Genomic DNA, 26,437 nt, shown 5'->3' with positions numbered 1-26,437 from the left:
CAATTTTTAATCTATGATGATGTACAGATTCCCTATAATAATCGCGATTCTTTTGAGTGTGTTTGGTTGTGCTAATAGCCAGAACGACTGGGAGAACCCGGCTGTGTTCAATGTCAACAAAGAGCCGGCCCGTGCTTCTTTCTATTCCTTTACCAAGGAGAAAAATGCCATGACTTATAATAGGGAAGAGGCCCGCTTTTTCAAGCTGCTCAACGGCTACTGGCGTTTCAACTGGGTGGATGAACCCGGCAAGCGACCTGCAGATTTTTACCGCAGCGATTACGATGTCTCAAAGTGGGACAGCATTAAGGTGCCCTCCAATTGGGAGGTCGAAGGCTATGGCATTCCTATTTATGTGAATACCACCTATCCCTTTGCCATGCGCAACCCACAGCCGCCTACCATCCCTGATGGCTGGAACCCGGTTGGCTCCTATAAGCACCGTTTTTCCATCGATGCCAGCTGGAAGAGTAAAAGGGTATTTATCCACCTGGGAGCTGTTAAGTCGGCCATGTATCTGTGGGTAAACGGGCAGAAGGTGGGCTACTCGCAGGGCTCCAAGCTGCCGGCTGAGTTTGAAATTACCAACTACATCAAGGAAGGAACAAATGACCTGGCACTGGAGGTGTATCGCTGGAGCGATGGCTCCTACCTGGAGTGTCAGGATTTTTGGCGCCTGTCGGGTATCGAACGAGATGTGTACCTCTATGCCACCAACGATGTGCGCATGCGCGATATACGCTTTAACAGTGAGCTCGACTCGGCTTATAAAGATGCCACCTTTGATGTTGAGGTGGAGTTATCGGCCCGACAATCTGCAGGTGCCTACAATGTTGAGGTGGTGCTAAAAGATGGCAATAAAATACTGTTTACAGGTAAGCAACAGGTTCAGGTGGCAGATAAGCAGGCAGCCATCAAGGTGAAGGGCAAGGTCAGTAACCCGCTGAAGTGGACGGCCGAAACGCCTTACCTGTATGATTTGCAGGTGGCCTTGAAAGATGCGAATAACCTAACCATTGAAGCAACGGCCATTAAGGTGGGCTTCCGAAAGGTGGAAATCAGGGGTGGTCAGTTGCTGGTGAATGGGAAAGCTGTTTACCTCAAAGGCGTGAACCGTCATGAGCATGATGAATTCAATGGTCATGTGGTGAGTCGTGAATCCATGATACAGGATATCCGCTTGATGAAAGAGCATAACATCAATGCGGTCCGCACCTGTCATTACCCCAATGATCCGCTGTGGTATCAGCTATGCGATCAGTACGGCTTGTACCTGGTTGACGAGGCCAATATTGAGTCGCACGGCATGGGCTATGGCGAGCGTTCACTGGCCAAAGATACCGTGTGGAAAGCCGCCCATATCGACCGGGTGCAACGCATGGTGCAGCGCGATAAAAACCACCCTTCGGTCATCATCTGGTCATTGGGTAACGAGGCTGGCGATGGCGTCAACTTTGAGGCTTGCTACGATTGGATTAAGCAGTACGATACATCGCGTCCGGTGCAGTATGAGCGTGCCGAACGACGCGCCCATACCGATATTGTTTGCCCCATGTATTCGCCAATCGACCATTTGGTGAGTTACGGGCGCAGCGTGCAGGCACGGCCATTTATTCTTTGTGAATATGCTCATGCCATGGGTAACAGTGTGGGCAACCTGCAGGACTATTGGGATGTGATGGAGAAATACGATAATCTGCAAGGCGGCTTTATCTGGGACTGGGTGGACCAGGGACTGGTAAAATATACCAAAGATGGTCAGAAATACTGGGCCTATGGTGGCGACTATGGTCCGGAAGGTATCCCCAGCGATCGCAATTTCTGTATGAACGGACTGGTGAATCCCGACCGCACCTTGCATCCGTCCATCTACGAAGTGAAGAAGGTGTACCAGAATATAGCGTTTGAAGCGGTTTCCTTTAGTAGTAACACCATCCGCATCCGCAATAAATACGAAGCTACCACATTGGATCGTTTCGAACTCAACTGGGAGCTGCTGGAGAATGGGCAGGTTGTGTCCTCTGGTCAATCGAAGTTAGATGCCATTGCGCCTGGCATGGAGCAGGTAGTGCCAATCTACCTCAATGGCTGGAAGAAGAAAGACGGGGCGGAGTATCTGCTCAATGCAAGCGCAGTGCTGAAGAAGGACTGGGGGCTGGTAAAGGCTGGTACGGTTTTAGCCAGCGAGCAGTTTAAGCTGGGTGATAAATATAAACCGCAGTTGAAGGAAAGTCAGATACCGGTTCAGGTGTATCAAAGCGATGAGAGTTACGTGGTGGGTGGCGACCTGTTCCTGGCGCAGTTCGATATCGAATCGGGCACCTTGTATTCGTATGCATATAAAAAGCAGGAGCTGCTGGCAGAACCGCTTCAGCCTGCTTTTTGGAAGGCTCCCAACGACAACGACCATGGTTTTAATATGGTGAAGGAACTGGGCGTATGGCGTCATGTCATGGATAATGCCAAAGTGGTGGACTCACGCCTTTCGCGCATTGGTAACCTGGAGGCCGAGGTGTTCTTCCGCATCTTTTTACCGGATGTGAATTCGCACATTAATCTTAGTTACATTGTGTCGGGCAACGGACAGATAGTGGTTAACTATGCGTTTGAGCTAGGACAAAAACCATTGCCAATGCTGCCGCGCATCGGGCTAAAACTGGCTTTACAACCGGCTTATCAGCACTTGGAATGGTACGGTCGCGGGCCATGGGAGAACTATCCTGATCGCAACACGGCCTCTTTTATTGGGCTTTACAGCAGTGCTGTCAAAGAGCAGTATTTTGCCTATGCCAGTCCGCAGGATAATGGCTATAAAACCGATACGCGCTGGATGAAATTAAGTAATCAATCGGGCACAGGACTGCAGGTTTTGAGCGAAAAGCCATTCGGGTTCTCCGCACTGCATTATACGGCCGAAGATTTTACCAGTGACGAACGGGGTGTACAGCATCCTTTTGATATTAAGGAGCGCAAGGAGGTCTATGTGCACATCGATCGGGCAATTATGGGTGTTGGAGGCGATAATTCCTGGGGAGCGCGTCCACATGCCAACTATTCGGTAGTGCCCAATAATTACAAGTTTAAGGTGGTGCTCAAGCCATTTTAACGGATAGTTAGTTGCATTGTTTATGCTGAGATTTTGATTGGAGCAAGTCTTTAATCTTGTATCTGGAGTCGTATAGCTTCAATCATCATCCTGCTAGGGTGTAAATCAACTAGTGAACTTTCTCAGAGGCTTCAGATGGCTGAAGCTTCTCTTTAAGTTCATGCAGGGCTGCTTGAAGGGCGTTAATCTGGTTTTTTTGCTGTCTGCTTTTGTCAGTTAGCTGGTAGTTCTGCTCCAGCAGGTTGTCTTTGGTTTTCCTGAGTTTCTCAATTTGTTGCAGCAGGTTTTCTTCCTGTTTGAGCATGCGCTCCATACGTTTGTCAAGCGACAGGTTTTTGTCAAGCACCTCTTTGAGGTGTCTTTTTAAGAATCCCTTATCTTTTTTACTTTGTCTTAATTGCTGGTTAAGTAAATCAAAATGCTTCAGTAATCCGGTTTTTCGTCTTAGGAGCTGGTCATATTCATTGCTCAAATTGTTGAACTTGTCTTCTAGTTCATCATATTGCCTCTCCTTATGCTTAAGCTCTAACTGTAAATTAAATCGTTCGGCTTTTTCAAATCCCCATTTGGTTCTTCTGTAAAGTGTTTTGTTCTTATCAGTATAGATATTTGGGAGGGTAGGATGGGGGCTTAGTCTTAAAGCAAAGGCCAGTATATCGTAGGCCGAAAAGCTTAAGCGGGATTTATAGTCTTCAGGCATTGGGTAAGTTTCGGATTAGTTATGTACTTTTAGTGTCAACAAAGATAAGGTGGTATTTATGAATATATCAAATGTTTTAAAGCATTATTGAGTATGTACCAAGCTTAAATCAATATTTGTTATGGAAATAATAAAGCATAAAACGCATCCGGGCAATGTTATCAGGTATTGCCCACGCTGTGGTTCAGAATCTTTTCTTTTTGATGGCGAGAAAGCTTTTAAATGCCAGACTTGCCGGTTTCATTTTTTTATAAATTCGGCCTGTGCTGTGGCGGTTATTATTCTTAATGCAGAGGGAGATATGCTTTTTACCAGGCGCGCAGTAGACCCACACAAGGGGATGCTCGATTTGCCCGGAGGTTTTGTTGATCCGCTCGAAAGTGCAGAGGAATCTGTGATACGGGAGATAAAGGAAGAGTTGAATCTGGATGTTGTTTCAATGCAGTACATGGCTTCTTTCCCCAATGATTATGTCTTCTCAAACTATTCGGTTTTTACTACAGATCTATGCTTCTTATGTGAAGTGAAATCCTTTGAGCATATGCATGCCAAGGACGATATCAGCGGCTATGAATTTATTCATCCTGGCGATATAGATTTTAATCAAATAGGCTCAGAATCGATAAAAAACATAGTGAGAGCCTATATCAGAACGATTTCAAGTGATTTAGATTAAAAATAAATTAGCTGTAAGGAAGGCTGAGTGCGGATTATTTGCGGCAATATTTTACTAATTTTAAAAGAAAAAAATGAGTCAAGAGCTTCAAGTTTTGCTAATCAGCGCAGCATCTATCGGTTTTTTTCACACCTTACTAGGACCTGATCATTACTTGCCATTTATCATGATTGGAAAGGCTCGCGAATGGAAACTCAGGAAGGTGATTGCATTAACCATTCTTTGTGGTATTGGCCACATCCTAAGTTCGGTAGTGGTTGGGTTAATTGGTATTGCACTGGAGATGCAGGTGGAAAAGCTCAACTGGTTCGAGTCCTTCCGGGGTAACCTGGCGGCCTGGGCTTTAATTGCCTTTGGATTGCTTTATGCTTTATGGGGCATTCGCCGCATGTATAAAAAACACCACCATGGTCATATGGATAAATTGCAGGATTCGAGAAACATTACGCCCTGGATTCTTTTCATCATATTTGCGCTTGGCCCTTGTGAGCCGCTTATTCCAATATTAATGTATCCGGCAGCTATTGAAAGTGTGGGAGCGCTTGTGCTGGTCACCAGTGTATTTGGTTTAACAACGCTGTTAACCATGACAGGCGCTGTTCTGGCAGTAACCTACGGACTTTCATTTGTCAATATCCGACGCTACGAGCACCTGGGGCATCCAATTGCCGGATTTGTTATATTTCTTTCTGGGTTGGCCATTCAGGTTCTTGGCTTGTAAACTAAAAAGTTAGGCCAAAAGTTTAGCCCAAAATATGTAACTTTTAAAGGGATGTTACGTTTTATACTTCATGTGTTAAAAAACGTGCAATTAGGTTGTTTAAACTTAAATGGCACATCGGGAACAATGTAAACAGGACTGTGTTGAAGAGGATTGTATTTGGGGTAATTTTACTGGTAGTGATATTCAACAAATTGGTTGCTCAGGGGTTCGCCTTTGAGAACTATGGTGTTGATCATGGGCTTGAGCATCCGTTCATTGAATGTGTGGCGCAAGACTCAACAGGTTATGTATGGATTGGTACTTCTGAAGGCTTATACCTGTATGATGGAAACTTTTTTGATGGTTTCAGGCATCAGCCCGATGATTCAACGTCTATCTCCGACAATCTGATTAATGCCTTGTATGTTGATCCTAATAAGGATTTTTTGTGGATTGGAACGCGCTTTGGCGGAGTCAATAAGTTAAACCTCAATACTTTTAAGGCAGAGCAAATTCAACGTCCGGTTGATGAAGAGCATAAAAGCGGAATTGGTACTGTTCAGGCTTTATCCCGATTTAATGATTGGTTATTTATCGGTACTGAGGAGAATGGTCTTCAGGCTTACAATATTAATAACAGCACGTTCATTGATTTTACATTTACCGATCAACCCCATGGTTTTGAAGTTTTGGATTTGCAGCATAATAACGAAACACTATATGTTGCCACCCGTAGTGGGATCTTCTATTATCCGCTTGACGAATTGGATAAGCGAACCTATCAACTTAGAAAGTTGACCTCATATAAAGGAGGCAAACACGTTAACTCTATAAGCTTTTTAGATGACACCTCTTTGCTGGCCTGTTCAAGCTCTATGCTGGTTAAGTATGATATTAGAAAGCATGCTACAACTGTTATTCATGAAAAGTTACCGGATAATGAAATGCTGACCAGGCATCTGGTAGATGGGCATGGTAATATATGGGTGGGAACCTATGGCGATGGATTGCTTCAATTGAGTGGTGATGGTAAGATGCTCAACTGGCATAAGGCCGTTGATGCAGACAATGCCCTGGTGAATAATTGGGTAACTTCATTATGCTATTCATCAAAGCATAAGATGCTATGGGTAGGTACAAAGGATGGATTTTCGGAATATAGTGAAAATAAGTTAAGGTTCAGGCATATACAAACTAGCTCGCAGGAAGGGCGTATGACGGATAATGTGTTTTTCCTGTTTAAAGATTCCAAAAAACGTTATTGGTGGTGGACTCATACAGAATTATTGATTAAGGAAGGAGAGGCGGATTCCAAAGTATTTGATTTGGTCAACTCGCACGGAACAAATAAAGACACGGTTAATTGTGGCTATGAAGATAAGTATCAAAATATGTGGTTGGGTACTTATGAGGGCTTGTTAAAAGTGGATTTGAATAAAAATACCTATAAGCGCTTATTATTTGAGAAAGAAGGAAGCGATTATCGACAGCTTAATGTTATTTATGCGGTACTACCAGATAATAATGCGCTTTGGTTGGTTTCATTCGGTGGTGTTATTCATTTAAAAAGGAGTGGTAAATACACTGTTTATCCATTCCCAGATGATTATGGAGACCAAAACGGATTACGGACAACCACCGCCTGCTTTGACACAAATGGTGTATTGTGGATCGGGAATAAAGATGGTACACTCATTTCTTTCAATCCGGTAGATAAGGCCTTTGAGTGCTTTTCATCGACAATTGTTAATCAGCAAGGTAACGTCAGGATGAATGCCATCATGGATTTGCATGCGCAAAATGATAGCACCATTTTTCTGGCTACCTATGGTATGGGGTTGCTGCGTTTTAATACACTCAAGAAAGAGTTTAGCCAGGTACTGGATAGCGAACTGCTCACGACAAACATTTATTCGATACATGAAGATGCACAAGGGTATTTGTGGATGAATAATAATTCGCAAATTATTCGATACAATTGTGAAGATAAAAGCCTGCTCAGCTTTGGTAAGTATGATGGAATAATGTGTCGCGAATTTAACCAGACATCCCATTTTCAGGGGAAAGATGGTACCATATTGATGGGAGGTTTTGGTGGCTTTGTCGAATACAATCCCAATACCTTCAGGTATAATACATTTACGCCTGAGGTAGATTTGGGCTCCTATTCAGTATATGATGACAGGCAAGTGGTAGGAGGACAGGTATATACTAATTGGGAGTACATCGGTCAAGATACCCTGATCATTGGTACCGGACATAAGCCAATATCATTTTATGCAACTGTTTTCAACTTTCAAAATTCCTACCGTAATATGGTTGCCTGGCAGCTCGAAGGTTATGAAACCACCTGGGATACCTTAATGGCTTTTAGTTCCAAAACCTATTTGTCAATTCCTGAAGGAAAATATGTATTGAGAGTAAAAGGCTCTAACAATGATCAGTTGTGGAATGATGAAGGCGATAGTGTCGTGCTTATTGTTAAGCCTACCTTTATGGATAGCAGGCTGTTCAAGGGATTGGTGGTATTATTGGCAGTTTTAGCTATATACTTGATATATATAACAAGGATTAGGTATCTGACGAGTCAGAGAAAAAGGTTGGAAGCCAAAGTGCTTGAGCGTACGCAGCAGTTGCAACAGGTGAATCATGATTTGGAAGAAAGCCGGGAAGAGATTCTGAATCAGAAAAAGGAACTGGAACGGCACCGTTATTACCTTGAAGATTTAGTGAATGAGCGCACAACAGATTTAGAGTCGGCCAAATTGAAAGCCGAAGAAGCCGATCGCTTGAAGACCGCTTTTCTGGCAAATCTATCGCATGAGATACGGACTCCTATGAATTCGATTATTGGCTTTTCAACTTTGCTGGCCAGTGATGTGTACAACGAATCAGAGCGAAAGGAGTTTGCCAATGTAGTGCAAAAGAGCAGTGATAGTTTATTGGTGCTCATTAATGATATCATCGATATATCCAGGATTGAAACCGGACAGATATTGCTGGTTAAAAAATGGGTGGATATCTATTCAATTTGCAAAGAAGCCTATAAGTCGCTTGAACTAAACGTCAGCGAAGGAGTGAACTATTTACTTGACATCAGTGTTGAGGAAAACGAATTGATGGTGCATACTGATGGGGAGCGCTTAAAACAGGTGATAATTAATCTTCTTAATAATGCCATTAAATTTACGACACAAGGGCAAGTGAAGTTTAAGGTAAGAACAGGAGAGCAGGCACTGGCCTTATTAAACGGCTCAATTGATCGGGCCTTAGTTCCTGAACAGATTGTGTTGTTTGCTGTTGAAGACAGCGGCATTGGTATTTCGAAGGAGCAGCATGAGGAGATTTTCTCTCCTTTTCAGAAAGTGCAGAATGGTAAGGATATACATGGAGGCATAGGCCTTGGACTGAGTATTGTAAGGCAACTGGTTGAAATGCTAGGCGGTAAGGTGTGGTTGAAATCCGAGCTGAATAAAGGCACTACCTTCTACTTTTTTATCCCCCAACATCATTAAACCAATGTGCTAAAAACAAAGAGTAAAAAGTAGTAGTGAAAAAAGCCAGGCATTAACCTGGCTTATTATTCATTATTACTTTTGATGCCTCATTATATAATTGGAGTCCCTTTGTATACCGATGATTCGGACAATGGTACAATAATGCCCCGGTACTGAATACGTTTGGATGTATTACCTTGAACCGATGCATTGGCTATCTGGCCATCTGAGTTGCAGTCGAGCCGAATGTCGAATGAACCTAAAGCTGAAGAAATATAAAGAGTGATGAAATAAGTACCCTTTTTTTCATTTTTCTTCACTTCATACTTGTTAACATTACCCCTTACTGAAACACCTCCAACACCATTTTGCCCCATGCCAGTATTGGAACCCAACTGCACAAAGGCTTCATCGCCTTCAACCGCAATGAAATTGAGGGTGCTGTTAACAACAACCGAAGCACCTCGTTTACCGGCCAGCGTGTTGGCTTCTAATACCCACATTTGTTCATCAATGGCAGCAGCAAGAAGTTTAGCCATTGCTTCTGATTGCTCTTTCTGCTCTTGCTTTTTTATTTCGCGACGCTCCTTACGGGTGAGCTCCTTGTTTTCATTTTCCTGCCCAAATACTGACAGTGAAAGGCCAAGTACAATAGTTATTAAGACTAGTTTTCTCATAGCTGTTTCTTTTAATTAAGCACCAGGATGTATAGGTTTGTAAACAATATTAATGCCACTTTATACGGTAGCCAATATTCCACTCAATGACTTCGGCCACCGAAAAGTTATGAGCCCTCACTAAAAGTCCCAGGTACAAGTCGTTCTTAAAATGGTATTTCAGTCCAAACTTCTGGTAGAGATATGGGTTGGAGTTGTCGTCTTTTTTGCGCAAAGCCAATACGCCCATGTAGGACGCTACAGAAAGACGGTCAATGGTAAACTCATAGGTGCCATATATACCAAGCATCAGTTTGTCAGAGAATTTGTCAGCAAACTCAACAATAGGTTCTTCACTGCCATCCTCCGGGTTGGTTACAACAACGTTAGCCTTTTCATCGTAGGTTAAATCAATACCTGCCCCAAATTTATTTTTCCAGGTGGTTTGCTTTAAAACGGCTGCCGATAAGTTTAAGTAAGAGTGCATAACGTCTGCAGTGCCTTTTGAGTCCTCAGGGTTGCTTGGCTTGTTTGGGTTGTCGTATAGTACGTTGCTGGAGCCTGAACCAAGCTGAATCGCCACCTCATAGTGCTGCCCATAGGCTGGTTGTGGTTGTTTAAGCAGCAAAGGTCTGTCTTTAAAGCTATAGCTTACTTCAATGGCTGGCGACAGCAGGTTAATACCGCTGTTCGGTTTCTTAGTTCCGCCATTTGAAAAGTGGGTGAACCCGAATGAGCCACGAACAGCCCAGCGAGAACTTAAATAATATTCGTAAAATAGATTGGCATCTATGTATACAGTGCGGTAAGAGCCAATAGCAACATTAAAAGGATTGTCGTACTTGTTATATGGCTCCCAGTTATAGGTTAGTCCAAAGCCCAGTTCATACCCCCACATGCTTCTTTCCTTCCTTTTAAACGGAAAGCCCATGAAACCGTAAAGGGCAGTAGGTGTTCCCAATTCATCCACATTAAAAAAGTTGGCATTGTAGAAGCCCACGCCATAGTAGGGGAAATTAAAAATGTGATGCCATTCTTTACTGCCATCAGTTTGCACACTATAGGCAATGCTTAAGGCCTGGTAATAATCGATCACCTGGTTTGACTCATTCTCTCCCTTTAAAAAGTCATTGGTCTGAAGCACCCGGCCGGCATGGTAGCGCATGGAAAGTGCATTGTAGCGTTTGGGTTTCTTTTTTGATGCTAATGAATCATTTTGTTGTACTTCCTGCGCACTTAGCTGAAGGCAGATAGTCATTAGGATGGTTAGTGCGATAGTTTTCATATATAAGTTATTATTGAAATGCTGTAACGGTTATTTATTGACAATTATGATCCAAAAATAGTTCTTTTGAACTGGTTAACTGAATGTTTGTGAGCGATAAGTTAATAATATTATTTAGCATTTGTTAATACATTCTGGAACTGAATTTGTTGTGCATGGTGCTAAAAATACTTGTGTATAGGTTAAAACATATTATTTGTGGCATATTGCTGGTGTTTATGACAACCTGGGGACTAAGCGCACAGCAGCCAATAAGCAGTAAGTTCTACCAGCTTCAATGGGATAATGATGTGTTTATGATGACCGATTATTATTATACCCAGGGCATGTCATTTACGTCCTACCATCCTTTTTTCGATCGAAATCCGGTCAATCTTATCCTCTTGAAACCCAAAGGATATGTGGAGGTCATCAATGGGATTTCAATTTTTCAGAAAACATACACCCCAAAGGATATAAAGAGTGATGAGATACAATATGCCGACAGGCCTTATGCCGGAGTATTAGTAGTGACATCTCATTCGAGGGCTGTTAACAGGAATAGTGGATGGATGTACCATAGTGAGCTGGATTTAGGTGTGATGGGGCCTGCTTCGGGAGCTGGCCAGGTGCAGTATAAGTACCATGACTTAACCGAGAATCAGCTGCCCAACGGCTGGCAGTATCAGCAGTACAACTGGCCTATTGTTAACTACAACCTGAAGGTATATAAGGAAGTGTATGAATCCAGAGGGCTGGGCTTGTATGCATTAGGCAAAGCCCGCATTGGTACTTTGCACGATGATGCTTCGGTTGGAGCACTTTTCAGACTTGGTAAAATGGATGACTATTATGAGAGCCTGGGTTTGCCTTTGCTCAACGGCAGCAGCCATTGGCAGTTATTCTTCGAAACAGAACCAAACATAACGGCCGTTGCGTACAACGGTACAATGATGGGAGGCTGGCACCGAAACCCAAAAATACATTACATTGAATTTGACGAAATGAGTAAATTAATTGGTACCTGGCGTTCAGGTATCGGCGCCCATTTCAGGTCATTTGGGCTTAGTTTTGATGTATACCTGCAGTCAAAAGAATTTAAATCGGGTTCTCACCATTGGTACACCAGTACGAAGCTGTTTCTTAACTTTTAGCCGTCAGGCCGTATAGTACCACTGAAGCACCAATAATCAACATGCCAACGATGGAAATAATATCGGGCGATTCGTTTGGCAAAATCAGCCAGCTGAGGGTAGCACCAAAAACCGGGATGATGAATTTGTAGATATTCAAATCAGACACCTTAATATTGGGTTTTTGCAGCAGGAAAAACCATATGGAGAAGGCAGTGGCAGATAAAAAGCTTAGCCAGCCCAGTGCTGCATAATATTCGCCAGGAAATACAAAGCCTGAAAAGGGTTCAGTGAACAGGGATGCTACAAACAAAAGCAAGCCGCCCAATATCATCTGAGAAGCATTTAATACCACAGGGGATATACTTTGACGGTTTTTACTGACCACCACATTACCAATGCCAGAGGCGATGTTGGCCAATACCAGCAATGCCATGCCCAGCAGTTCTGTCCATTCATTGGGGCCGTTAATGCCTTTGGGCAAGGCAATTAATACAATGCCCCCAATGCCTGACGAAATAATCAGCAATTTACGAAGGCTCATTTTATCATTTTGCATCATCACATGTGCAGTAAGCGCAGCAAATAAGGGTTGCGAACCAATGATAATGGCTGCCAGCGCCCCATCAATCATATCAACTCCCCAATAAAAGAGGGCATAGAGAATAAATGTTTGAAAGGCTGAAACTTTCAGTATTAGCCAGAGATTTTGCCTGATGACACTTATTAGTTTGGAAAACGATGGTACCAGGGGGAGCAACAATAGCCCCGATATGAAAAAACGTAATCCGGCAAACTGCAATGGCGTCGTGTATTTGAGACCTATCTTAATGCCCACAAAGGCAGTTGACCATAGTAAGCAGGCGATTATGGCCAATAGGGTATTTTTAAATCTTTCTTTTTGCATCAGTTGGTAATTATGGCGCACAAAAGTAGTAAGTATTTTTGATTATAGTTTGTTAGTCAGTGGCCGGCAGTGCTTCTGATAAAGGCATCTGGTTGGTACATTGAAGAAGATATTTAAGCACTCGGCAAACTTTGCAAGATGTTTGAACTTGATGGCTGATTGTCATTAGCTAAACGCCCAAAGCTCTTTATCGTCAGATAAAAGCTATCTTTGCTCTATGCTTATAACACCAAAGGACATTATCTACCAGGATGAGTCGATAATAGCGGTTAATAAACCCGTAGACTTGCCTGTTCATAAAAATGATTTTATGCCGGCTGATGCGGTCTATCTGACCAAGGAAGTGGGCCAGCTAACCGGCGTATCGGTTTTTCCGGTGCACCGGCTGGATGCTAAAACATCCGGGGTGATTGTTTTAGCATTAACAAGAGAAATTGCCGGCATCCTTAGTCGTCAATTTGAGCAACGTGAGGTGAAAAAGACCTACTTACTGGTGAGCAAAGGCTTACCTGGTGAGGGGGTGTTTGATTCACCTGTATTGATTAAGAAAAAGAAGAAACGACAAGCTGCGGAAACAGCTTACAAAACCCTTTCGACAGTAGAAACAGGGATTTGTTATAAGCAGGAAGTGAATGTGCCTATCAGCCTGGTGAGAGCCATGCCTCAAACAGGTCGGTGGCACCAGTTGCGGCAGCATTTTGCCATGAATCGTACAGATATATTGGGCGATACACAGCATGGCGACTGGACGCTTAACAAGATTATGACCGAGGTGACGGGGGTAAAGCGACTCTTATTGCACGCGGCATCACTGGAGTTTCAGCACCCGCAAAGCGGGCAAAAAATAAGCCTCGAAGCAGAAATACCTGAGGCTTTTGATAGGGTACTTACTCAACTGGCCGGACTTCAGTATTCTTTGGCCTAGTGCTCTTTTTGCTGTTCAATGGTGGCTTATACTGGTCAAAACCAGCGCCGTAAACCGCCATCACATTGGCCACCGATATAAACGCATCAGGGTCGGTTTCTTTAATGATTTGAAACACCATGTGTGATTCCGACTTTTTAACAATGGTGATGATGAATTCGCGATCGCCAGCATAGTAATAGCCACGCCCTTTTAAAAAGCTGAGGCCACGGTTGATTTGCGACGATAGCTTATCGGCTATTTCTTTCGGTTTTTGCGAGATGATCAATATCTGAACCGACTGGCGTGAACCGGTCAGCAGCATGTCTGCAATGTAAGACATCAGGCCTACTACTACAAAACCAAACACCATTGTTTCCAGCGATTCAAATACAATGAATGAGGAACTGATGATGAATATATCGCAGAACACCATAATACGGCCCGGGCTGATGTTATGGTTTTTATTAATCATCATGGCAATGATTTCGGTGCCGCCGGTGCTGCCACCCTGTACAAACAAGATGCCAATGCTGGCGCCCACTAAACCACCTCCAATAATAGCCGCCATAAAACGATCGGTTACAATGGGTTCGGTGATGAAATAGGGAAACACGGTAATAAAAACCGACAGGGTGACCAGCGAGTAGATGGTTTTAATGCCGAAGCCTTTACCCAGGATTCTCATCGATAAAAGGATGAGAACGCCATTGAGAACCAGGTTGGTAGGGCCAACAGGCAAATCAAAAATGAAATACAATAATGAGGATAACCCCATTACACCACCACCAACAATATCGGATGGGATAATAAACCCGGTCCAGCCAATGGCACTTACCATCAGGCCCAGGGTTATAATGGCATAGCTCTTTGCTTCTTTTAAAATAACTGATTTTGTCATCACTTTCATCCATTAAAAAAGGTGCCTGTTAAACAAGCACCTTTGCATCTAAAATCTTCTTTATTGTGTTCTTATAGTGCTTTTTTGTAACAACGCTTTCTCTTATGCTGGATATGTTCAAACGACTTCCACATCTGAATAGCCACATGGTTATTTTCTAACATACCCGTGGTTTCCACGTACTTGACGCCATCCTCCTTGGCTGTTTTCCAAAGATCATTCATCAACAGGGCAGCGACACCCATCTTTTGTAATTCAGGCTTTACACCAGTCAACATCAAATCCATCTCTTTGGGTTTTTTAAGCGCTTTCATGATGTGCCACCAGCCAAATGGCAGCAGTTTGCCTTTAGCTTTTTGCATGGCTTCTGAAAGCGATGGGAGCGCTATCAAAAAGCCTGCCAATTCATCCTCTTTATCCAGGATGATTTTAACATAGCGCGGATTTAATATGGGAAAGTACTTATTGATGTAAAATTGCACCATTTTATCGGGCAGCTGGAATGTGCCAAATAGCTCTGCAAAGGCCTTATTAAATAAAGCGAATACCTTTTGCTTATAAGGTTCGAGCTCTTTGCCCGATTTAAAATTCAAGGCCTGTAGACCATAGCGCTTCGTTAGCATATCGGCCACCTTGAACGCTTTTTCGGGCAGTGCATCCGGAAAGGTAATACGAAACTCTACCCAGTCAATCTCTTTTTCGTAGCCCAGTGCATCAAAATGCTGCTGGTAATAAGCCATGTGATAGTCAGAAGCCACCGAAGGTAGCCAGTCGTGCCCTTCAATTAAACAGCCCTGATGATCAAGGTTAGAGAAACCTAATGGTCCCTGCATCTCCACCATACCTTCTGCTTTGAACCACTGTTCAACAGTTTCAAACAGTTGCTGGCTTACCGCTTTGTCGTCAATGAATTCAGGACGGGTAAAACGTCCAATGTTCTGGCCTTTCTTTTCGATCCAAAGAGAATTGATAATGCCACCAATTCGTCCCACGCATTTGCCATCCTGATAGGCTACCCACATTTTTACCTTGCAAAATTCAAAGGCCGGATTCTTATCAGGCAGTAAGGCATGCAACTCGTCTTTTTTCATTGGAGGCACCCAGTTGGCCTCGTTTTTATAAAGTGTATATGGTAGATTAACGAAATCGTTAAGTGTCTTATTGTCAATTACCTCTTTTATCTCAATAGCCATATTGAAAAGATTTATATTATTGCCGCGAAGTTAATACATAAAATCCGGTTAATCCTGAAAAAAAGTGATAATAGGGGCAAGAGTTTTCTGTTTTAGGACATAGAATGTGTATTTTAGTGTTATGATAAAGAAGTTGCTGAAGAAATATGTCTTTACGACACTGAGTCTATCGCTAGTGCTGGCATTGATGGTATTTGCAGTTACCCGTATGGGCTTGCATCACCCCGGTTGGATGGAAAGCTGGTATTCGCAAGGGTTTTATCCGCTTGTAATTACCGGTCTTTCGGCCTTCAGTAATCTGTTTCCTTTTTCACTGGATGATTTATTCTATGGCATTCTGCTTAGCGGCGGACTCTTCATTACTGTATGGGTGTTAATTAGGCGAATGGCATGGCTGCAGTATTTTAAATGCCTGGTTATTACGCTGGCACTGACCTATAGTCTGTTTAATATCTTATGGGGGTTTAATTATTACCGTAATGACTTAACTACACGCCTTGAATTGCAAACAGCTGAGGCTAATGTTGAAGAGCTGATGAAGGTGTTCGGCTGGCTGATAGAGAAAGTGAATAGTAGTTATACCCCCATATATACTATTGATGAAACAGAAGTGCGTGATTTATTGGCGAGTGCTTACCGGGAGCATGCAGATTTTTTGAAGATTGATCGCATTTCAGCCCAAGGCCATCCAAAAGTTATTACACTCAGTCGCTTGTTTGCTTCCGCCACTATATCGGGCTATTATGGACCTTTCTTTGGAGAGGTACATGTCAACCGGTATATGTTGCCGCTTGAACTGCCGGCTGTAATGGCACACGAGATGGCGCATCAGCTGGGGATTACCAGCGAGGCCGAAGCTAATTTTTATGCCTGGTACGTTTGTACGCACTCTGCTGATAAGCGTTTAGCCTACAGCGCTAACTTATATTTACTGCGCTATTTTGCCTACGCCTGTTACCGTTATGAAGGGTTCAGGGAGCTGGTAAAGAATATCCGTTATGAGGTGCGACATGATTTTTATAAATCGCAGTTTCACTGGATGCAACTCATGAACAGGAGGGTAGATATGGTGGCTGAAAAAGTGAATGATGCCTACCTGAAAAGCAATAGTGTTGAAGCTGGCATCGACGATTATGAAGGAGTCGTAAAATATGTGATGGATTTAAAAACGTCAGAATAATCTGGTCAATGAGTCTGAATCCTTTGATAAAAAGCACTTTATTGTTGATAAATGGCTAAGCAATTACTTGACTGCTCATTATTTTTGTAAACGTTAAAACCAACACAAAATGAGAAAGCCCGAAATCATTCATCACGATGGTAAACGTATTTTTTATATGGATTTTACCGGCATTCGATCCACTCCTGAAGTGGAAGCACTGATTAAAGAAAGTAAAGATTACATTCGGATGCAACCCGAAAAGTCAGTAATAACCCTGACTAATATTCAAGGGATGCACTTCAATTCAGAGATTAAAAATGCGTTTTCAGAATTTATTGGCGGCAACAAAGCCTATGTGAGTCATGGAGCAGTGGTGGGCTTATCGGGTTTGCAGCGCATCGTATATAATGGTATTATGAAGATAACAGGGCGGGATATTCGTTCGTTCGAAACGCTCGATATGGCCAAAGACTGGCTGGTGTCGAAGGATGCAGTAGAAGTATAGCAATAACAGACTAATGATATCAGGGGCCTTGTGCCCCTTTTTTTTGTCCGAATTTTGAGAGTTCTCAGTTTCGGGTTTCGGGGTTTGATAGGTAAGGAGTTAAACGCAGAGGCGCAAAGACTCGGAGTTTTTTGAAAGACAGAAGACCGGTGACTGAGGTTTAGGGTTGAGGGTTCTGGTTTACTGGTTCTAGTGATAGGGATCTCATCTTTATGAAAAGCTTGGACATAGAGATGCGATCCTTTTCACAGTTTAGGGTTGGTTTTTATCAGCTTGGGGTTTCCCATTATCATCCGTCCTCTGTCATCCATCTCTTCATAAAATCTTAATGCCCATTATTTACTATATCGCCAAAAAAATATCAACTTTGCATCTTGTTCTATTTATTACGGGGAATGTTAAATTATCGTTTTATAGGTAAGGTGCTGGGGCATATACTTCTGGCATTGAGTGTGTTTATGTTTGTGTGTGCTCTGGTGGCCTATTTGTGCGAAGAAGATGATGTACAGGCGCACCTGATTTCGGCCGTCACCTGTCTGATAATTGGAGGTATATCAAGTTGGGTGTGGCGCTCTAAAACAGTTGATGTAGGTCGGCGCGAAGGTTTCGTGATTGTGACATTTGTGTGGATCATCATGTCCTTATTTGGTAGTTTACCCTATATACTAAGCGGCACTATTCCGGGTTTTACCAATGCCTTTTTCGAAACCATTTCGGGTTTTACCACCACCGGAGCATCTGTGGTGACTGATATTGAGGCTTTACCTCATGGTATATTGCTTTGGCGTAGTATTACCCATTTAATTGGCGGGATGGGCATTGTGGTATTGGCCGTGGCTATTTTACCTTATTTTGGTTTTGGCGGGATGTCATTATACAATGCCGAGGCGGCAGGCATTACCAATGATAAACTGCATCCGCGTGTGAAACATACAGCCAAGTTGCTGTGGCGTATCTATGTGGTCCTGATTTTACTAGAGACAGGCTTTCTGGTACTTGGCGGTATGCCTGTTTTTGATGCTTTTTGCCATAGTTTTGCCACCATTGCCTCCGGTGGTTTTTCCACTAAGAATGATAGTATTGCGGGTTATTCGCCCTATATTCAATACGTCATCATTGTGTTTATGCTATTTGCCGGTACCAACTTTACGCTGTTCTATTTTGTATGGAAAGGTAAACTCAAAAAGGTATTCGAAAATCAGGAGTTCAGGGTGTACCTGACCGTGATTGCGATTGTTACTGCTATTGTTACGGTTACACTGGTTTTTCTGGATCATCATAATGGCGAAGAATCATTGCGCAAAGCCTTGTTTCAGGTGGTAAGCCTGGTGACCAGCACGGGTTTTGCAACAGCCGACTATACGGCCTGGCACCCCTACCTGACCTATCTGATGTTTCTGTTGCTGTTTAGTGGAGCCTGTGCGGGTAGTACGTCTGGGGGGATTAAGATCATGCGACACTCCATCCTGTTCAGAAATACCTTGCTGGAGTTTAAGCGCATGGTGCATCCGCACGCAGTTATTCCGCTTCGTATTCAGGAAAAAACCATTGCTGCCGAAACGGTGTACAAGGTGTTGGCTTTTGTGATGTTGTATATGACTATTTTTTCAATTGGCACTTTTGCCCTCACATTTTTTGGTATGGATATGGACTCGGCCATGGGGGCTGCCGCCACTACCATGGGTGGTATAGGCCCGGGAATTGGCACTGTTGGCCCGGTTAATAACTTTTTTGCAGTGCCTCAGGCTGCTAAGTGGGTGCTGTCGTTACTAATGCTCCTTGGTCGTCTTGAATTGTTTACAGTACTGATATTGTTCTCGCCCGGTTTTTGGAAGAATAATTAAAATAGACACACATATTAATTGAAAAAGTAACATCTTTGCTACTGAAATTTCTGTGAGAAATAATGCTTAACACTCGATTTATAATTCTGGTACTCGGTCTGCTTTTAGTCGTTGAAGGCGTTTTTATGTTACTATCGGCCGGCGTATCTCTGTTGTATGGCGAATACGATTTGCCCTATCATCTTATTTCAGCTGCTATTTGTATTGCTTTGGGAGGCACAGCCAGTGCTCTGTTGTGGAAGGCGCCAAAGAATATTGGTAAGCGAGAAGGTTACCTGATTGTAGCCCTGGTGTGGGTGGTGTTCTCCTTTTTTGGTTTATTGCCGTTTTATCTGAGTGGCGCAATTCCATCTTATACCGATGCTTTTTTTGAAACCATTTCAGGGTTTACAACTACCGGTAGTAGTATATTAAATGATATTGAGGCCTTACCCCATGGCTTATTGTTTTGGCGAAGCCTGATTCAATGGCTGGGCGGTATGGGTATCATCGTATTATCGTTGGCCATATTACCGGTATTGGGAGTAGGAGGTATGCAGATGTTTATTGCCGAAGTGCCCGGGCCCGCACCCGATAAGCTGCATCCGCGCATTACCGAAACGGCCAAGCGCTTGTATGGCATTTATGTGCTGTTCACCATCAGTGAAGCAATTCTTTTGGTAATAGGTGGTATGACACCTTTTGATGCCATCTGTCACTCGTTTACTACCATGGCAACCGGCGGCTATTCAACCAAACAAGCCAGTGTAGCCTATTTTTCATCACCCTATATTCAATATGTAATCATCCTGTTTATGTTTATTGCAGGTGCCAATTTTACCCTGTCGTACAGTGTTCTGCGGGGTAAGTTGAAAAAGGTGATAAAGGACGAGGAGTTTCAGGCTTATACAGGTATCATTATTGGCGTGAGTGTACTGGTGGCCGCTGTGCTCTATTTTACCGAGGGTCATGCATTATTTGAAAAGGCCTGGCGCGATGGTTTGTTTCAGGTTGTATCGATTATAACCACAACTGGTTATGCTACCGCCGATTATCTGTTGTGGGTACCATTCTTAAGTATCGTCATCTTTCTGTTGATGTTCACAGGAGGTTCGGCTGGTTCTACAGGCGGAGGTATTAAGATTGTGCGTATTGTGCTGCTGATGAAAAACAGTTTCTTTGAGTTGAAGCGATTGGTGCACCCCAATGCGGTGATTCCGGTGAGGTATAACAACCGGGCCGTTAACCAGGGCATCATCACCAATGTACTGGCTTTTATCGTTATTTACATGATGACGGTGGGCATTGCCATGATTATTATGAGTATCATGGGCTTTGATCTGGATACAGCCCTGGGTGCTGTGGCTACCTCCATAGGTAATATTGGTCCTGGACTGGGCGATGTGGGGCCGGCCCTCAACTTCTACGAAGTGCCGGCTTTTGGCAAGTGGTTCCTGTCTTTCCTGATGCTGATAGGTCGTTTAGAGCTGTTTACCATCATCGTATTGTTTTCACCTTATTTTTGGAAAGAGTAGTTGTTTTTACTCCTTACGGCTTTTGATTAGTTGCTCTACTTCTTCCAATGTTGAAAGAGGCAAGGAGTTGAGTTCCCTGGTCAGATCAAATACTTTTTCTGTTCGTCGCAGTTCGTTCAAGGGGTGATTGGCTGGTATTGACTCATTTCTTGGAGTATATTCCATAAAGTCGTTGGGCGTGCAGCCTATGCATATGCACAAGCGCTCCAGTAAATCCAGGTTTAGGCGGTTAACGCGGTTGTTCTTCACTTTACTGGCAAAGCTTTCTGAAAAGCCGGCTTTGCGAAGAAAGGTAAATGGGCGGTCGATGGCTTTGGCCTTAAAGATGCGGGTGAAATTGTATCGTAGCATGTCTGAAGAGGTTTAGTTTGTTGTTGGTTGATATAAATTGTGTAAACAGTATTCTCAATTGTTTTAAAAGCAAGGTAATTGATTTAAGCTAAAATGTAAATAGTGTCAAACAATATGTATTTGTTCAGAATAGTATCAAAACATTTTATAACTAAAATGTAATTGCTTCAAATAGTATTTAAATTAGCTATAACCAAATGGTAATTATTTAAAATGGTATACAAACTAGCTATAACTAAATGATAATTGTTTACTTAGGTATTTAAATTATCTATAACCATAGAAGAGTTGTGCCAAATAGAAACTCATTAGTGAATTACCAATGTCAGAAGGTGTTTTTTGCCAATAAGTGAGGCCGTGATAAGATACGAAGCGCTACCAGAACGTCATATGGTTCGAATATGCATGTACGCTTCACAAGTTGATTCATGTATCCTGCAGATAGCGCAGATTTACGCAGGGAAAGCGTCCATTTCTTAAAGAGAAGACCTTTTCCAAAGTTCTAGGAAATCGTCAGGCGCAGCTAGAGTTCGATTTCTCCCTTTCCATACCTTACAACTTCCAGTTCATCGCTGGTGCAGTCAATAATGGTTGAAGGTTCGTTATCGCCATAGCCGCCATCAATCACCACATCCACCAGGTCGGCAAATTTCTCATAAATGAGTTCAGGATCGGTGGTATATTCTATCACATCATCTTCATCCCTCACCGAAGTGGATAGGATAGGGTTACCCAGTTCTTTTACCAGTTCACGTATAATATTATTATCCGGCACCCTGATACCAATGGTTTTTTTATTGTTTTTAAACAGCTTGGGTACATTGCTGTTAGCTGGTAATATAAAGGTGTAAGGTCCCGGCAGGTGTTTTTTCATCAGCTTAAACACATGGTTGTTTAAGGGCTTTGTAAAATCTGAAATATGACTCAGATCGTAACAGATGAACGAGAGGTTGGCTTTTTTCAGGTTGATATCCTTGATGCGGGCCACTTTTTCTACAGCTTTAGCGTTATTAATATCGCAGCCAATGCCGTAGATGGTGTCGGTAGGGTAAATAACGATACCGCCATTGCGCAGCACATCAACTATTTTGTGAATTTCTTTTTCGTTCGGATTTTCCGGGTAGAGCTTGACAAACATGATAATTGCTTAGTTTGCTTAAAAGTAGCAAATAAAATCTAAATAAGGGATACAAAAAAAGGTTCTGCTATTGCTAACAGAACCTCTTTGGTGGGGAGAGCAGGATTCGAACCTACGAAGACATAAGTCAGCGGAGTTATCCCGAAGTTTCGGGACCTTAGTTGGCAGGAGACAAAGGTGTTGTTGTACCTCTCTATTTCTCTAAGATTAAATAGTATGCTCTAGCCAATGACCTTCTTAATCAAATCATTAATGAACTCCGCATTATGATGTTCACTTATTAACCTTTCCAAAAAATGTCGACTTTTTTGTTGTTTAATAAAACGCTCTACTCTCATGGCTTCGCCAATAGTTTGTGAAACTAAGAAGTGTGCTTTTAAATTCCAAGGTTGATATTTTGCAGTAAACTTGGATTTATTCTCGTAAGAATTATGTTCTTTCAATCTCTTTTGGGGATTGGATGAGTAACCAACATAATACTTATCAGCCACCTTAGAGTAAAGTATATAAATGTAGTAGTCCATATTTATAAGATACTAAATTATAATTAATACTAAATGAATATGGCTGGACAGAGGCGATAGGATACAAAAAAAGGTTCTGCTATTGCTAGCAGAACCTCTTTTGTGGGGAGAGCAGGATTCGAACCTACGAAGACATAAGTCAGCGGAGTTACAGTCCGCCCCAGTTGGCCACTTTGGTATCTCCCCAACTGAAAAATTTCAATAAAAAAGCCATTCAGTTGAATGGCTTCGAGCGGAAGACGGGGCTCAAACCCGCGACCCTCAGCTTGGAAGGCTGATGCTCTATCAACTGAGCTACTTCCGCAATAAAAAAATATTGAGCCTGTGGAGGGACTCGAACCCCCGACCTGCTGATTACAAATCAGCTGCTCTAGCCAGCTGAGCTACACAGGCAATTTTGTGGGGAGAGCAGGATTCGAACCTACGAAGACATAAGTCAGCGGAGTTACAGTCCGCCCCAGTTGGCCACTTTGGTATCTCCCCATCAATTACTTTCAATATTTTTAATTCTTTCTCACAACGCGTTTGTTGTTGAGATAATGTGAGTAGTTTGAAACTCCGACCTTCCCGTATTGCATAACGGGATGCTCTAGTTGCAAAGTTACTTCACTCTTTTAATTTGTCTAAAAACCCGTTTGGTTTTCAGAGCCTGTGGAGGGACTCGAACCCCCGACCTGCTGATTACAAATCAGCTGCTCTAGCCAGCTGAGCTACACAGGCAAGGTGGGTAAGCTACCCATATCGCACTGCTACAACCGTCTACCCTTGCTGCCGCCAGGCCCTGGGGGAATTCAACAGGAGCTAGTCGTATGGGACTTACCCGTGTTTATTTCTTGATTGCGGATGCAAAAGTAGGGCAATTTTTCATCCCTGCAAATATTCCAATACACTTTTTTTACCTAAAACTTCTAAAGTGGTGAAAATGAAAAACAAAAATTTTCGTTTTTTTTCTTCGCAAGTGCCCGATAAATAAATTGGGGCTCTATTCGGCGTGTTTAAAAGGATATTTGTACTTTAGTTGACGATAACTTAAAAACTAAATTATGGAAAATGAAAACAAGACTCCGTTAAAAAGTTGGATCAATAATGGGGTAATCTTTGGGGCTGTTTTAGTTGCCTTGAGTGTACTAATGTATGTAATTGTTGATCTTGAGAAAATCTCACTAATGGGATTCGCCGGGATTGGTATTGTATTTGGGTTCCTTCCAATTATAATCGGTTTAATATTCATTATTAGGAATTACAAAAAAGAATTGGGTGGTTTTATGAGCTATAAACAAGGTTTGCTGTATGGTACTTATGCAACTTTTGTTGCTGCTATAATAGTGGCCCTATATTCAATTGCCTTCAATAATTTTATCGATCCTGACTATGTTAAGAAGACGCAAGAGGCGGTTATGGAAAAGACCTTGAGTTTTATGGAGTCTAGTGGAGTTCCTGCGGATGCTATTGAAGAGCAAATGAGTAAGATGGAAGAAAAAATGCAAAAGGAGATTGATAATGCAAAACTAGTATCTCCATTGAAGTCGATACTTTTCACGACGATATTCGGTTTTGTTATTTCTCTTATCTTAGCAGCTATATTTAAAAAAGAGCCTCCGGTATTTGAACCTACCGAAGCAACAGAGTAAGCAAACTATGGATTTATCAATTGTCGTTCCGTTATTCAACGAAGAAGAGTCAATTAAGGAATTATATAACTGGATTCAGCGGGTGGTGAGCCCGCTGAACTGGTCTTACGAGGTCATTTTTGTTGATGATGGCAGTACCGACGCCTCCTGGCAGGTGATTGAGGGGCTGCGTCAGGAGTCGGCTTATGTAAAGGGTATTCGCTTTCGTCGCAATTATGGTAAGTCGGCCGGCCTGTATTGTGGCTTTGATGCCGCACAGGGTGATGTGGTGATTACCATGGATGCCGATTTGCAGGATAGCCCCGAAGAGATTCCTGAATTGGTGCGTATGGTTAAGGAAGAAGGGTACGACATTGTAAGTGGCTGGAAAAAGAAACGCTACGACCCCCTTGGCAAGACGCTGCCCAGTAAGCTATTCAACCGTACGGTGCGCATGGTGTCGGGCATTAAATTGCACGATTTTAATTGTGGACTGAAAGCCTATAAGCTGGATGTGGTAAAAAATATTGAGGTGTATGGCGAAATGCACCGTTATATTCCACTCATTGCCAAGCAGGCTGGTTTTAGCCGAATAGGTGAGAAGGTGGTGCAACACCAGGAACGTAAATATGGTGTTTCGAAATTTGGCATTGAGCGCACCATTAAGGGCTTTCTGGACTTGTTGTCGGTCACTTTTATTTCCAAGTTTGGTAAGCGCCCCATGCACCTCTTTGGCGCATTGGGTACCCTGATGTTCGTGGTTGGGTTTTTGTCGGCTTTGTGGTTAGGTTTAAGTAAGCTATTGTCTGTCTTTTACTATCACATTGCTGCGCCTTTGGTAACCAATAGTCCGTATTTTTATATTGCCTTGGCCAGTATGATTATTGGTACGCAATTGTTTATGGCAGGCTTTTTAGCTGAGCTTGTCTCACGCAATGGTCACGATAGAAATAACTACCAAATTTCAGAAAGGATTGACTAATGGTATTTTACAGTGAATTGGTAGAGGCTTACGATGCAGTCTTTCCGCTTAATCCCAAACAGCTCGAGTTTGTGCAGAAAGCTTGTGATGGTTCACTTGCCAGTAAAAGTGTGCTGGATATGGGCTGTGGTACGGGCTCTTTATCTATAGCTATGGCCCGCCAGAGTGCAAAGGTGCGCGCTTTCGATTTTGATGCTGAAATGGTGGGTAAGGCAGAGGAGAAGCGTCCTCAGGCACTTGACCTGCAGTTTCAGCAGGGCGATATGCGATTGGTGGATACCTATTTTATACCGATGCTGTTTGATGCTGTCCTGTGTTTTGGCAATACGCTGGTGCATCTGGATACAGCCAATGAAGTAGAGTTAACAATTGGAAAAGCTGCAGGCAGACTAAAAGCAGGAGGTAAGTTAATGCTGCAAATCGTGAACTACGATCGTGTACTCAACGAGCAAGTGACCAGTCTGCCTACCATCAGTACTTCTGATTATTCGTTTGTGCGTCATTATAAGCATCTGCCTGATGGTAAAATTGATTTCTCAACGGTGCTTCATACGCCTACTGCAAAGGTGGAGAACTCGGTACCTTTGCTGGCACTTCGAAAAGAACAGCTGGAAGCCATCCTTAATACATACTTTTCTGACATCAAATGTTTTGGTGGTTTTGACCGCTCACAGTGGTCGCCAACTACCTTTCATTTGGTTGTAGAGGCTATAAAGTAGCTTTTAATAGCTCAAGTACTTTCTTATCTATCTGAAATGTTAGTTCTTCGGGTGATGAATGTTTGATGTCAAGCCACCTGAATGATTGAGCACCTTCAACTTCTGGTATGTGATTAAGGACAGAGGTGGTGGGTATTTTCTCTATATCAGTATTCTTCACAAGGTAGTATATGCTTATTAGTTGCATATCTTTAAAGAAGAGAGCTTTCTGAAAATAGTCGGTGGTGTAAAAATGTGCCTTGATGCTCACGTCTATGTCGAGTTCCTCTTTGAATTCGCGTTTCAAACACTCAATAGTGCCCTCGCCATATTCGAGTCCACCGCCCGGAAACTTTGTCATATACATACCCATCCGGTACTCATCAGTAATCAATACTTGTTGCTGTTTATTGATGAGCAAACCGTAAACGCGAATATTGAACTGACCAAAAGGATTCATATTAGAAGA

23 protein-coding genes and 5 tRNA genes are annotated in these 26,437 nt (G+C 42.8%); 13 read left to right on the top strand and 15 right to left on the bottom strand.

The window, feature by feature from the left end; genetic code table 11:
- Positions 1–13 precede the first annotated feature (13 nt).
- The gene (locus tag KDU71_RS01750) at positions 14–3,106 is read left to right on the top strand and encodes a glycoside hydrolase family 2 TIM barrel-domain containing protein (protein ID WP_212188166.1); all 3,093 of its coding nucleotides are present in this window, start codon (positions 14–16) and stop codon (positions 3,104–3,106) included.
- Positions 3,107–3,215: 109 nt separating this feature from the next.
- Here the strand turns inward: KDU71_RS01750 and KDU71_RS01745 are convergent, their stop codons facing one another.
- Positions 3,216–3,806 carry a hypothetical protein gene (locus tag KDU71_RS01745; RefSeq protein WP_212188165.1) on the bottom strand — a complete coding sequence of 197 codons (591 nt, stop codon included), beginning with the start codon at positions 3,804–3,806 and terminating at the stop codon, positions 3,216–3,218.
- A gap of 121 nt (positions 3,807–3,927) precedes the next feature.
- Here KDU71_RS01745 and KDU71_RS01740 point away from each other — a divergent pair, with 121 nt between their 5' ends.
- From KDU71_RS01740 to KDU71_RS01730, 3 genes are all read left to right on the top strand, one after another.
- Positions 3,928–4,482, top strand: coding sequence for an NUDIX hydrolase (locus tag KDU71_RS01740; protein WP_212188164.1), 555 nt, complete (start codon positions 3,928–3,930; stop codon positions 4,480–4,482).
- A 73-nt stretch (positions 4,483–4,555) separates the two neighbouring features.
- Entirely contained in the window at positions 4,556–5,203 is a 648-nt protein-coding gene (locus KDU71_RS01735; protein ID WP_212188163.1) for an urease accessory protein UreH domain-containing protein, read from the top strand.
- 143 nt (positions 5,204–5,346) lie between these two features.
- A complete protein-coding gene (locus tag KDU71_RS01730) occupies positions 5,347–8,700 on the top strand; it encodes a sensor histidine kinase (protein WP_212188162.1) in 3,354 nt (1,117 codons plus the stop codon).
- 92 nt (positions 8,701–8,792) lie between these two features.
- Here KDU71_RS01730 and KDU71_RS01725 read toward each other — a convergent pair whose 3' ends face one another.
- Both KDU71_RS01725 and KDU71_RS01720 read right to left on the bottom strand, forming a co-directional pair.
- The gene (locus KDU71_RS01725) at positions 8,793–9,359 is read right to left on the bottom strand and encodes a DUF4251 domain-containing protein (protein ID WP_212188161.1); all 567 of its coding nucleotides are present in this window, start codon (positions 9,357–9,359) and stop codon (positions 8,793–8,795) included.
- 49 nt (positions 9,360–9,408) lie between these two features.
- Positions 9,409–10,623 (bottom strand): acyloxyacyl hydrolase, encoded by a 1,215-nt coding sequence (locus KDU71_RS01720; RefSeq protein WP_212188160.1) that lies wholly within the window; start codon positions 10,621–10,623, stop codon positions 9,409–9,411.
- Positions 10,624–10,796: 173 nt separating this feature from the next.
- Between KDU71_RS01720 and KDU71_RS01715 the strand changes: the two genes are divergently transcribed.
- Positions 10,797–11,756: a lipid A-modifier LpxR family protein gene (locus KDU71_RS01715; RefSeq protein WP_212188159.1), complete on the top strand. Its 960-nt coding sequence runs from the start codon at positions 10,797–10,799 to the stop codon at positions 11,754–11,756.
- Here the strand turns inward: KDU71_RS01715 and KDU71_RS01710 are convergent.
- Complete coding sequence (locus KDU71_RS01710) at positions 11,746–12,642, bottom strand: DMT family transporter (RefSeq protein WP_212188158.1); 897 nt, start codon at positions 12,640–12,642, stop codon at positions 11,746–11,748. The two genes, KDU71_RS01715 and KDU71_RS01710, sit on opposite strands and share 11 nt — an antisense overlap.
- Before the next feature lie 217 nt (positions 12,643–12,859).
- Between KDU71_RS01710 and KDU71_RS01705 the strand changes: the two genes are divergently transcribed.
- Positions 12,860–13,567: a pseudouridine synthase gene (locus KDU71_RS01705; RefSeq protein ID WP_212188157.1), complete on the top strand. Its 708-nt coding sequence runs from the start codon at positions 12,860–12,862 to the stop codon at positions 13,565–13,567.
- On the opposite strand, the gene KDU71_RS01700 is transcribed toward KDU71_RS01705, so the two are convergent.
- Together KDU71_RS01700 and KDU71_RS01695 are read right to left on the bottom strand one after the other, a co-directional pair.
- A complete protein-coding gene (locus KDU71_RS01700; RefSeq protein WP_212188156.1) occupies positions 13,530–14,447 on the bottom strand; it encodes a YitT family protein in 918 nt (305 codons plus the stop codon). The two genes, KDU71_RS01705 and KDU71_RS01700, sit on opposite strands and share 38 nt — an antisense overlap.
- A gap of 71 nt (positions 14,448–14,518) precedes the next feature.
- Positions 14,519–15,640, bottom strand: coding sequence for a GNAT family N-acetyltransferase (locus KDU71_RS01695; protein ID WP_212188155.1), 1,122 nt, complete (start codon positions 15,638–15,640; stop codon positions 14,519–14,521).
- A gap of 121 nt (positions 15,641–15,761) precedes the next feature.
- On the opposite strand from KDU71_RS01695, the gene KDU71_RS01690 reads away from it, so the two are divergent.
- From KDU71_RS01690 to KDU71_RS01675, 4 genes are all read left to right on the top strand, one after another.
- Positions 15,762–16,820, top strand: a complete 1,059-nt coding sequence (locus KDU71_RS01690) for a DUF3810 domain-containing protein (protein ID WP_212188154.1) — start codon at positions 15,762–15,764, stop codon at positions 16,818–16,820.
- Between the two features lie 109 nt (positions 16,821–16,929).
- The gene (locus KDU71_RS01685) at positions 16,930–17,307 is read left to right on the top strand and encodes a hypothetical protein (RefSeq protein ID WP_212188153.1); all 378 of its coding nucleotides are present in this window, start codon (positions 16,930–16,932) and stop codon (positions 17,305–17,307) included.
- Positions 17,308–17,702: 395 nt separating this feature from the next.
- A complete protein-coding gene (locus KDU71_RS01680) occupies positions 17,703–19,151 on the top strand; it encodes a TrkH family potassium uptake protein (protein WP_212188152.1) in 1,449 nt (482 codons plus the stop codon).
- A gap of 125 nt (positions 19,152–19,276) precedes the next feature.
- Positions 19,277–20,665, top strand: a complete 1,389-nt coding sequence (locus KDU71_RS01675) for a TrkH family potassium uptake protein (protein WP_244828046.1) — start codon at positions 19,277–19,279, stop codon at positions 20,663–20,665.
- A gap of 6 nt (positions 20,666–20,671) precedes the next feature.
- Here the strand turns inward: KDU71_RS01675 and KDU71_RS01670 are convergent, their stop codons facing one another.
- From KDU71_RS01670 to KDU71_RS01635, 8 genes are all read right to left on the bottom strand, one after another.
- Positions 20,672–21,016, bottom strand: a complete 345-nt coding sequence (locus KDU71_RS01670) for a helix-turn-helix domain-containing protein (RefSeq protein WP_212188150.1) — start codon at positions 21,014–21,016, stop codon at positions 20,672–20,674.
- Between the two features lie 523 nt (positions 21,017–21,539).
- Positions 21,540–22,154, bottom strand: a complete 615-nt coding sequence (locus KDU71_RS01665; protein ID WP_212188149.1) for an L-threonylcarbamoyladenylate synthase — start codon at positions 22,152–22,154, stop codon at positions 21,540–21,542.
- Between the two features lie 221 nt (positions 22,155–22,375).
- Positions 22,376–22,678 (bottom strand): GIY-YIG nuclease family protein, encoded by a 303-nt coding sequence (locus KDU71_RS01660; RefSeq protein ID WP_212188148.1) that lies wholly within the window; start codon positions 22,676–22,678, stop codon positions 22,376–22,378.
- Positions 22,679–22,781: 103 nt separating this feature from the next.
- Positions 22,782–22,864, bottom strand: a tRNA-Tyr gene (locus KDU71_RS01655).
- Between the two features lie 45 nt (positions 22,865–22,909).
- Positions 22,910–22,982: transfer RNA gene (locus KDU71_RS01650), tRNA-Gly, on the bottom strand.
- A gap of 15 nt (positions 22,983–22,997) precedes the next feature.
- A tRNA-Thr gene (locus KDU71_RS01645) sits at positions 22,998–23,071 on the bottom strand.
- Positions 23,072–23,078: 7 nt separating this feature from the next.
- A tRNA-Tyr gene (locus tag KDU71_RS01640) sits at positions 23,079–23,161 on the bottom strand.
- A 163-nt stretch (positions 23,162–23,324) separates the two neighbouring features.
- Positions 23,325–23,398 (bottom strand) — tRNA-Thr (locus KDU71_RS01635).
- Positions 23,399–23,721: 323 nt separating this feature from the next.
- Between KDU71_RS01635 and KDU71_RS01625 the strand changes: the two genes are divergently transcribed.
- Genes KDU71_RS01625 through KDU71_RS01615 form a run of 3 tightly spaced genes read left to right on the top strand, consistent with a single transcriptional unit; the run spans position 23,722 to position 25,989 of the window.
- Complete coding sequence (locus KDU71_RS01625; protein ID WP_212188147.1) at positions 23,722–24,309, top strand: DUF4199 domain-containing protein; 588 nt, start codon at positions 23,722–23,724, stop codon at positions 24,307–24,309.
- Positions 24,310–24,316: 7 nt separating this feature from the next.
- Positions 24,317–25,270 carry a glycosyltransferase family 2 protein gene (locus tag KDU71_RS01620; protein WP_212188146.1) on the top strand — a complete coding sequence of 318 codons (954 nt, stop codon included), beginning with the start codon at positions 24,317–24,319 and terminating at the stop codon, positions 25,268–25,270.
- Positions 25,270–25,989: a class I SAM-dependent methyltransferase gene (locus KDU71_RS01615; protein ID WP_212188145.1), complete on the top strand. Its 720-nt coding sequence runs from the start codon at positions 25,270–25,272 to the stop codon at positions 25,987–25,989. Before KDU71_RS01620 ends, KDU71_RS01615 begins: the two co-directional genes overlap by 1 nt.
- Here the strand turns inward: KDU71_RS01615 and KDU71_RS01610 are convergent.
- Positions 25,979–26,428: an NUDIX hydrolase gene (locus KDU71_RS01610; protein ID WP_212188144.1), complete on the bottom strand. Its 450-nt coding sequence runs from the start codon at positions 26,426–26,428 to the stop codon at positions 25,979–25,981. The two genes, KDU71_RS01615 and KDU71_RS01610, sit on opposite strands and share 11 nt — an antisense overlap.
- Between the last annotated feature and the right edge of the window lie 9 nt (positions 26,429–26,437).

The organism is Carboxylicivirga sediminis (genome assembly GCF_018156225.1).
Lineage (GTDB): Bacteria > Bacteroidota > Bacteroidia > Bacteroidales > Marinilabiliaceae > Carboxylicivirga > Carboxylicivirga sediminis.
The sequence above is the reverse complement of the archived record's forward strand: the minus strand, read 5'-3'. Positions and strand labels throughout refer to the sequence as shown.

Bases quoted from the DNA above. Each gene is read 5' to 3' on its own strand.
- KDU71_RS01705 (WP_212188157.1), top strand. From the start codon at position 12,860: ATGCTTATAACACCAAAGGACATTATCTACCAGGATGAGTCGATAATA.
- KDU71_RS01700 (WP_212188156.1), bottom strand. From the start codon at position 14,447: ATGACAAAATCAGTTATTTTAAAAGAAGCAAAGAGCTATGCCATTATA.
- KDU71_RS01735 (WP_212188163.1), top strand. From the start codon at position 4,556: ATGAGTCAAGAGCTTCAAGTTTTGCTAATCAGCGCAGCATCTATCGGT.
- KDU71_RS01725 (WP_212188161.1), bottom strand. From the start codon at position 9,359: ATGAGAAAACTAGTCTTAATAACTATTGTACTTGGCCTTTCACTGTCA.
- KDU71_RS01675 (WP_244828046.1), top strand. From the start codon at position 19,277: ATGTTACTATCGGCCGGCGTATCTCTGTTGTATGGCGAATACGATTTG.
- KDU71_RS01660 (WP_212188148.1), bottom strand. From the start codon at position 22,678: ATGGACTACTACATTTATATACTTTACTCTAAGGTGGCTGATAAGTAT.
- KDU71_RS01745 (WP_212188165.1), bottom strand. From the start codon at position 3,806: ATGCCTGAAGACTATAAATCCCGCTTAAGCTTTTCGGCCTACGATATA.
- KDU71_RS01695 (WP_212188155.1), bottom strand. From the start codon at position 15,640: ATGGCTATTGAGATAAAAGAGGTAATTGACAATAAGACACTTAACGAT.
- KDU71_RS01690 (WP_212188154.1), top strand. From the start codon at position 15,762: ATGATAAAGAAGTTGCTGAAGAAATATGTCTTTACGACACTGAGTCTA.
- KDU71_RS01680 (WP_212188152.1), top strand. From the start codon at position 17,703: ATGTTAAATTATCGTTTTATAGGTAAGGTGCTGGGGCATATACTTCTG.
- KDU71_RS01615 (WP_212188145.1), top strand. From the start codon at position 25,270: ATGGTATTTTACAGTGAATTGGTAGAGGCTTACGATGCAGTCTTTCCG.
- KDU71_RS01740 (WP_212188164.1), top strand. From the start codon at position 3,928: ATGGAAATAATAAAGCATAAAACGCATCCGGGCAATGTTATCAGGTAT.
- KDU71_RS01670 (WP_212188150.1), bottom strand. From the start codon at position 21,016: ATGCTACGATACAATTTCACCCGCATCTTTAAGGCCAAAGCCATCGAC.
- KDU71_RS01625 (WP_212188147.1), top strand. From the start codon at position 23,722: ATGGAAAATGAAAACAAGACTCCGTTAAAAAGTTGGATCAATAATGGG.
- KDU71_RS01620 (WP_212188146.1), top strand. From the start codon at position 24,317: ATGGATTTATCAATTGTCGTTCCGTTATTCAACGAAGAAGAGTCAATT.
- KDU71_RS01720 (WP_212188160.1), bottom strand. From the start codon at position 10,623: ATGAAAACTATCGCACTAACCATCCTAATGACTATCTGCCTTCAGCTA.
- KDU71_RS01750 (WP_212188166.1), top strand. From the start codon at position 14: ATGATGATGTACAGATTCCCTATAATAATCGCGATTCTTTTGAGTGTG.
- KDU71_RS01685 (WP_212188153.1), top strand. From the start codon at position 16,930: ATGAGAAAGCCCGAAATCATTCATCACGATGGTAAACGTATTTTTTAT.
- KDU71_RS01610 (WP_212188144.1), bottom strand. From the start codon at position 26,428: ATGAATCCTTTTGGTCAGTTCAATATTCGCGTTTACGGTTTGCTCATC.
- KDU71_RS01665 (WP_212188149.1), bottom strand. From the start codon at position 22,154: ATGTTTGTCAAGCTCTACCCGGAAAATCCGAACGAAAAAGAAATTCAC.
- KDU71_RS01710 (WP_212188158.1), bottom strand. From the start codon at position 12,642: ATGCAAAAAGAAAGATTTAAAAATACCCTATTGGCCATAATCGCCTGC.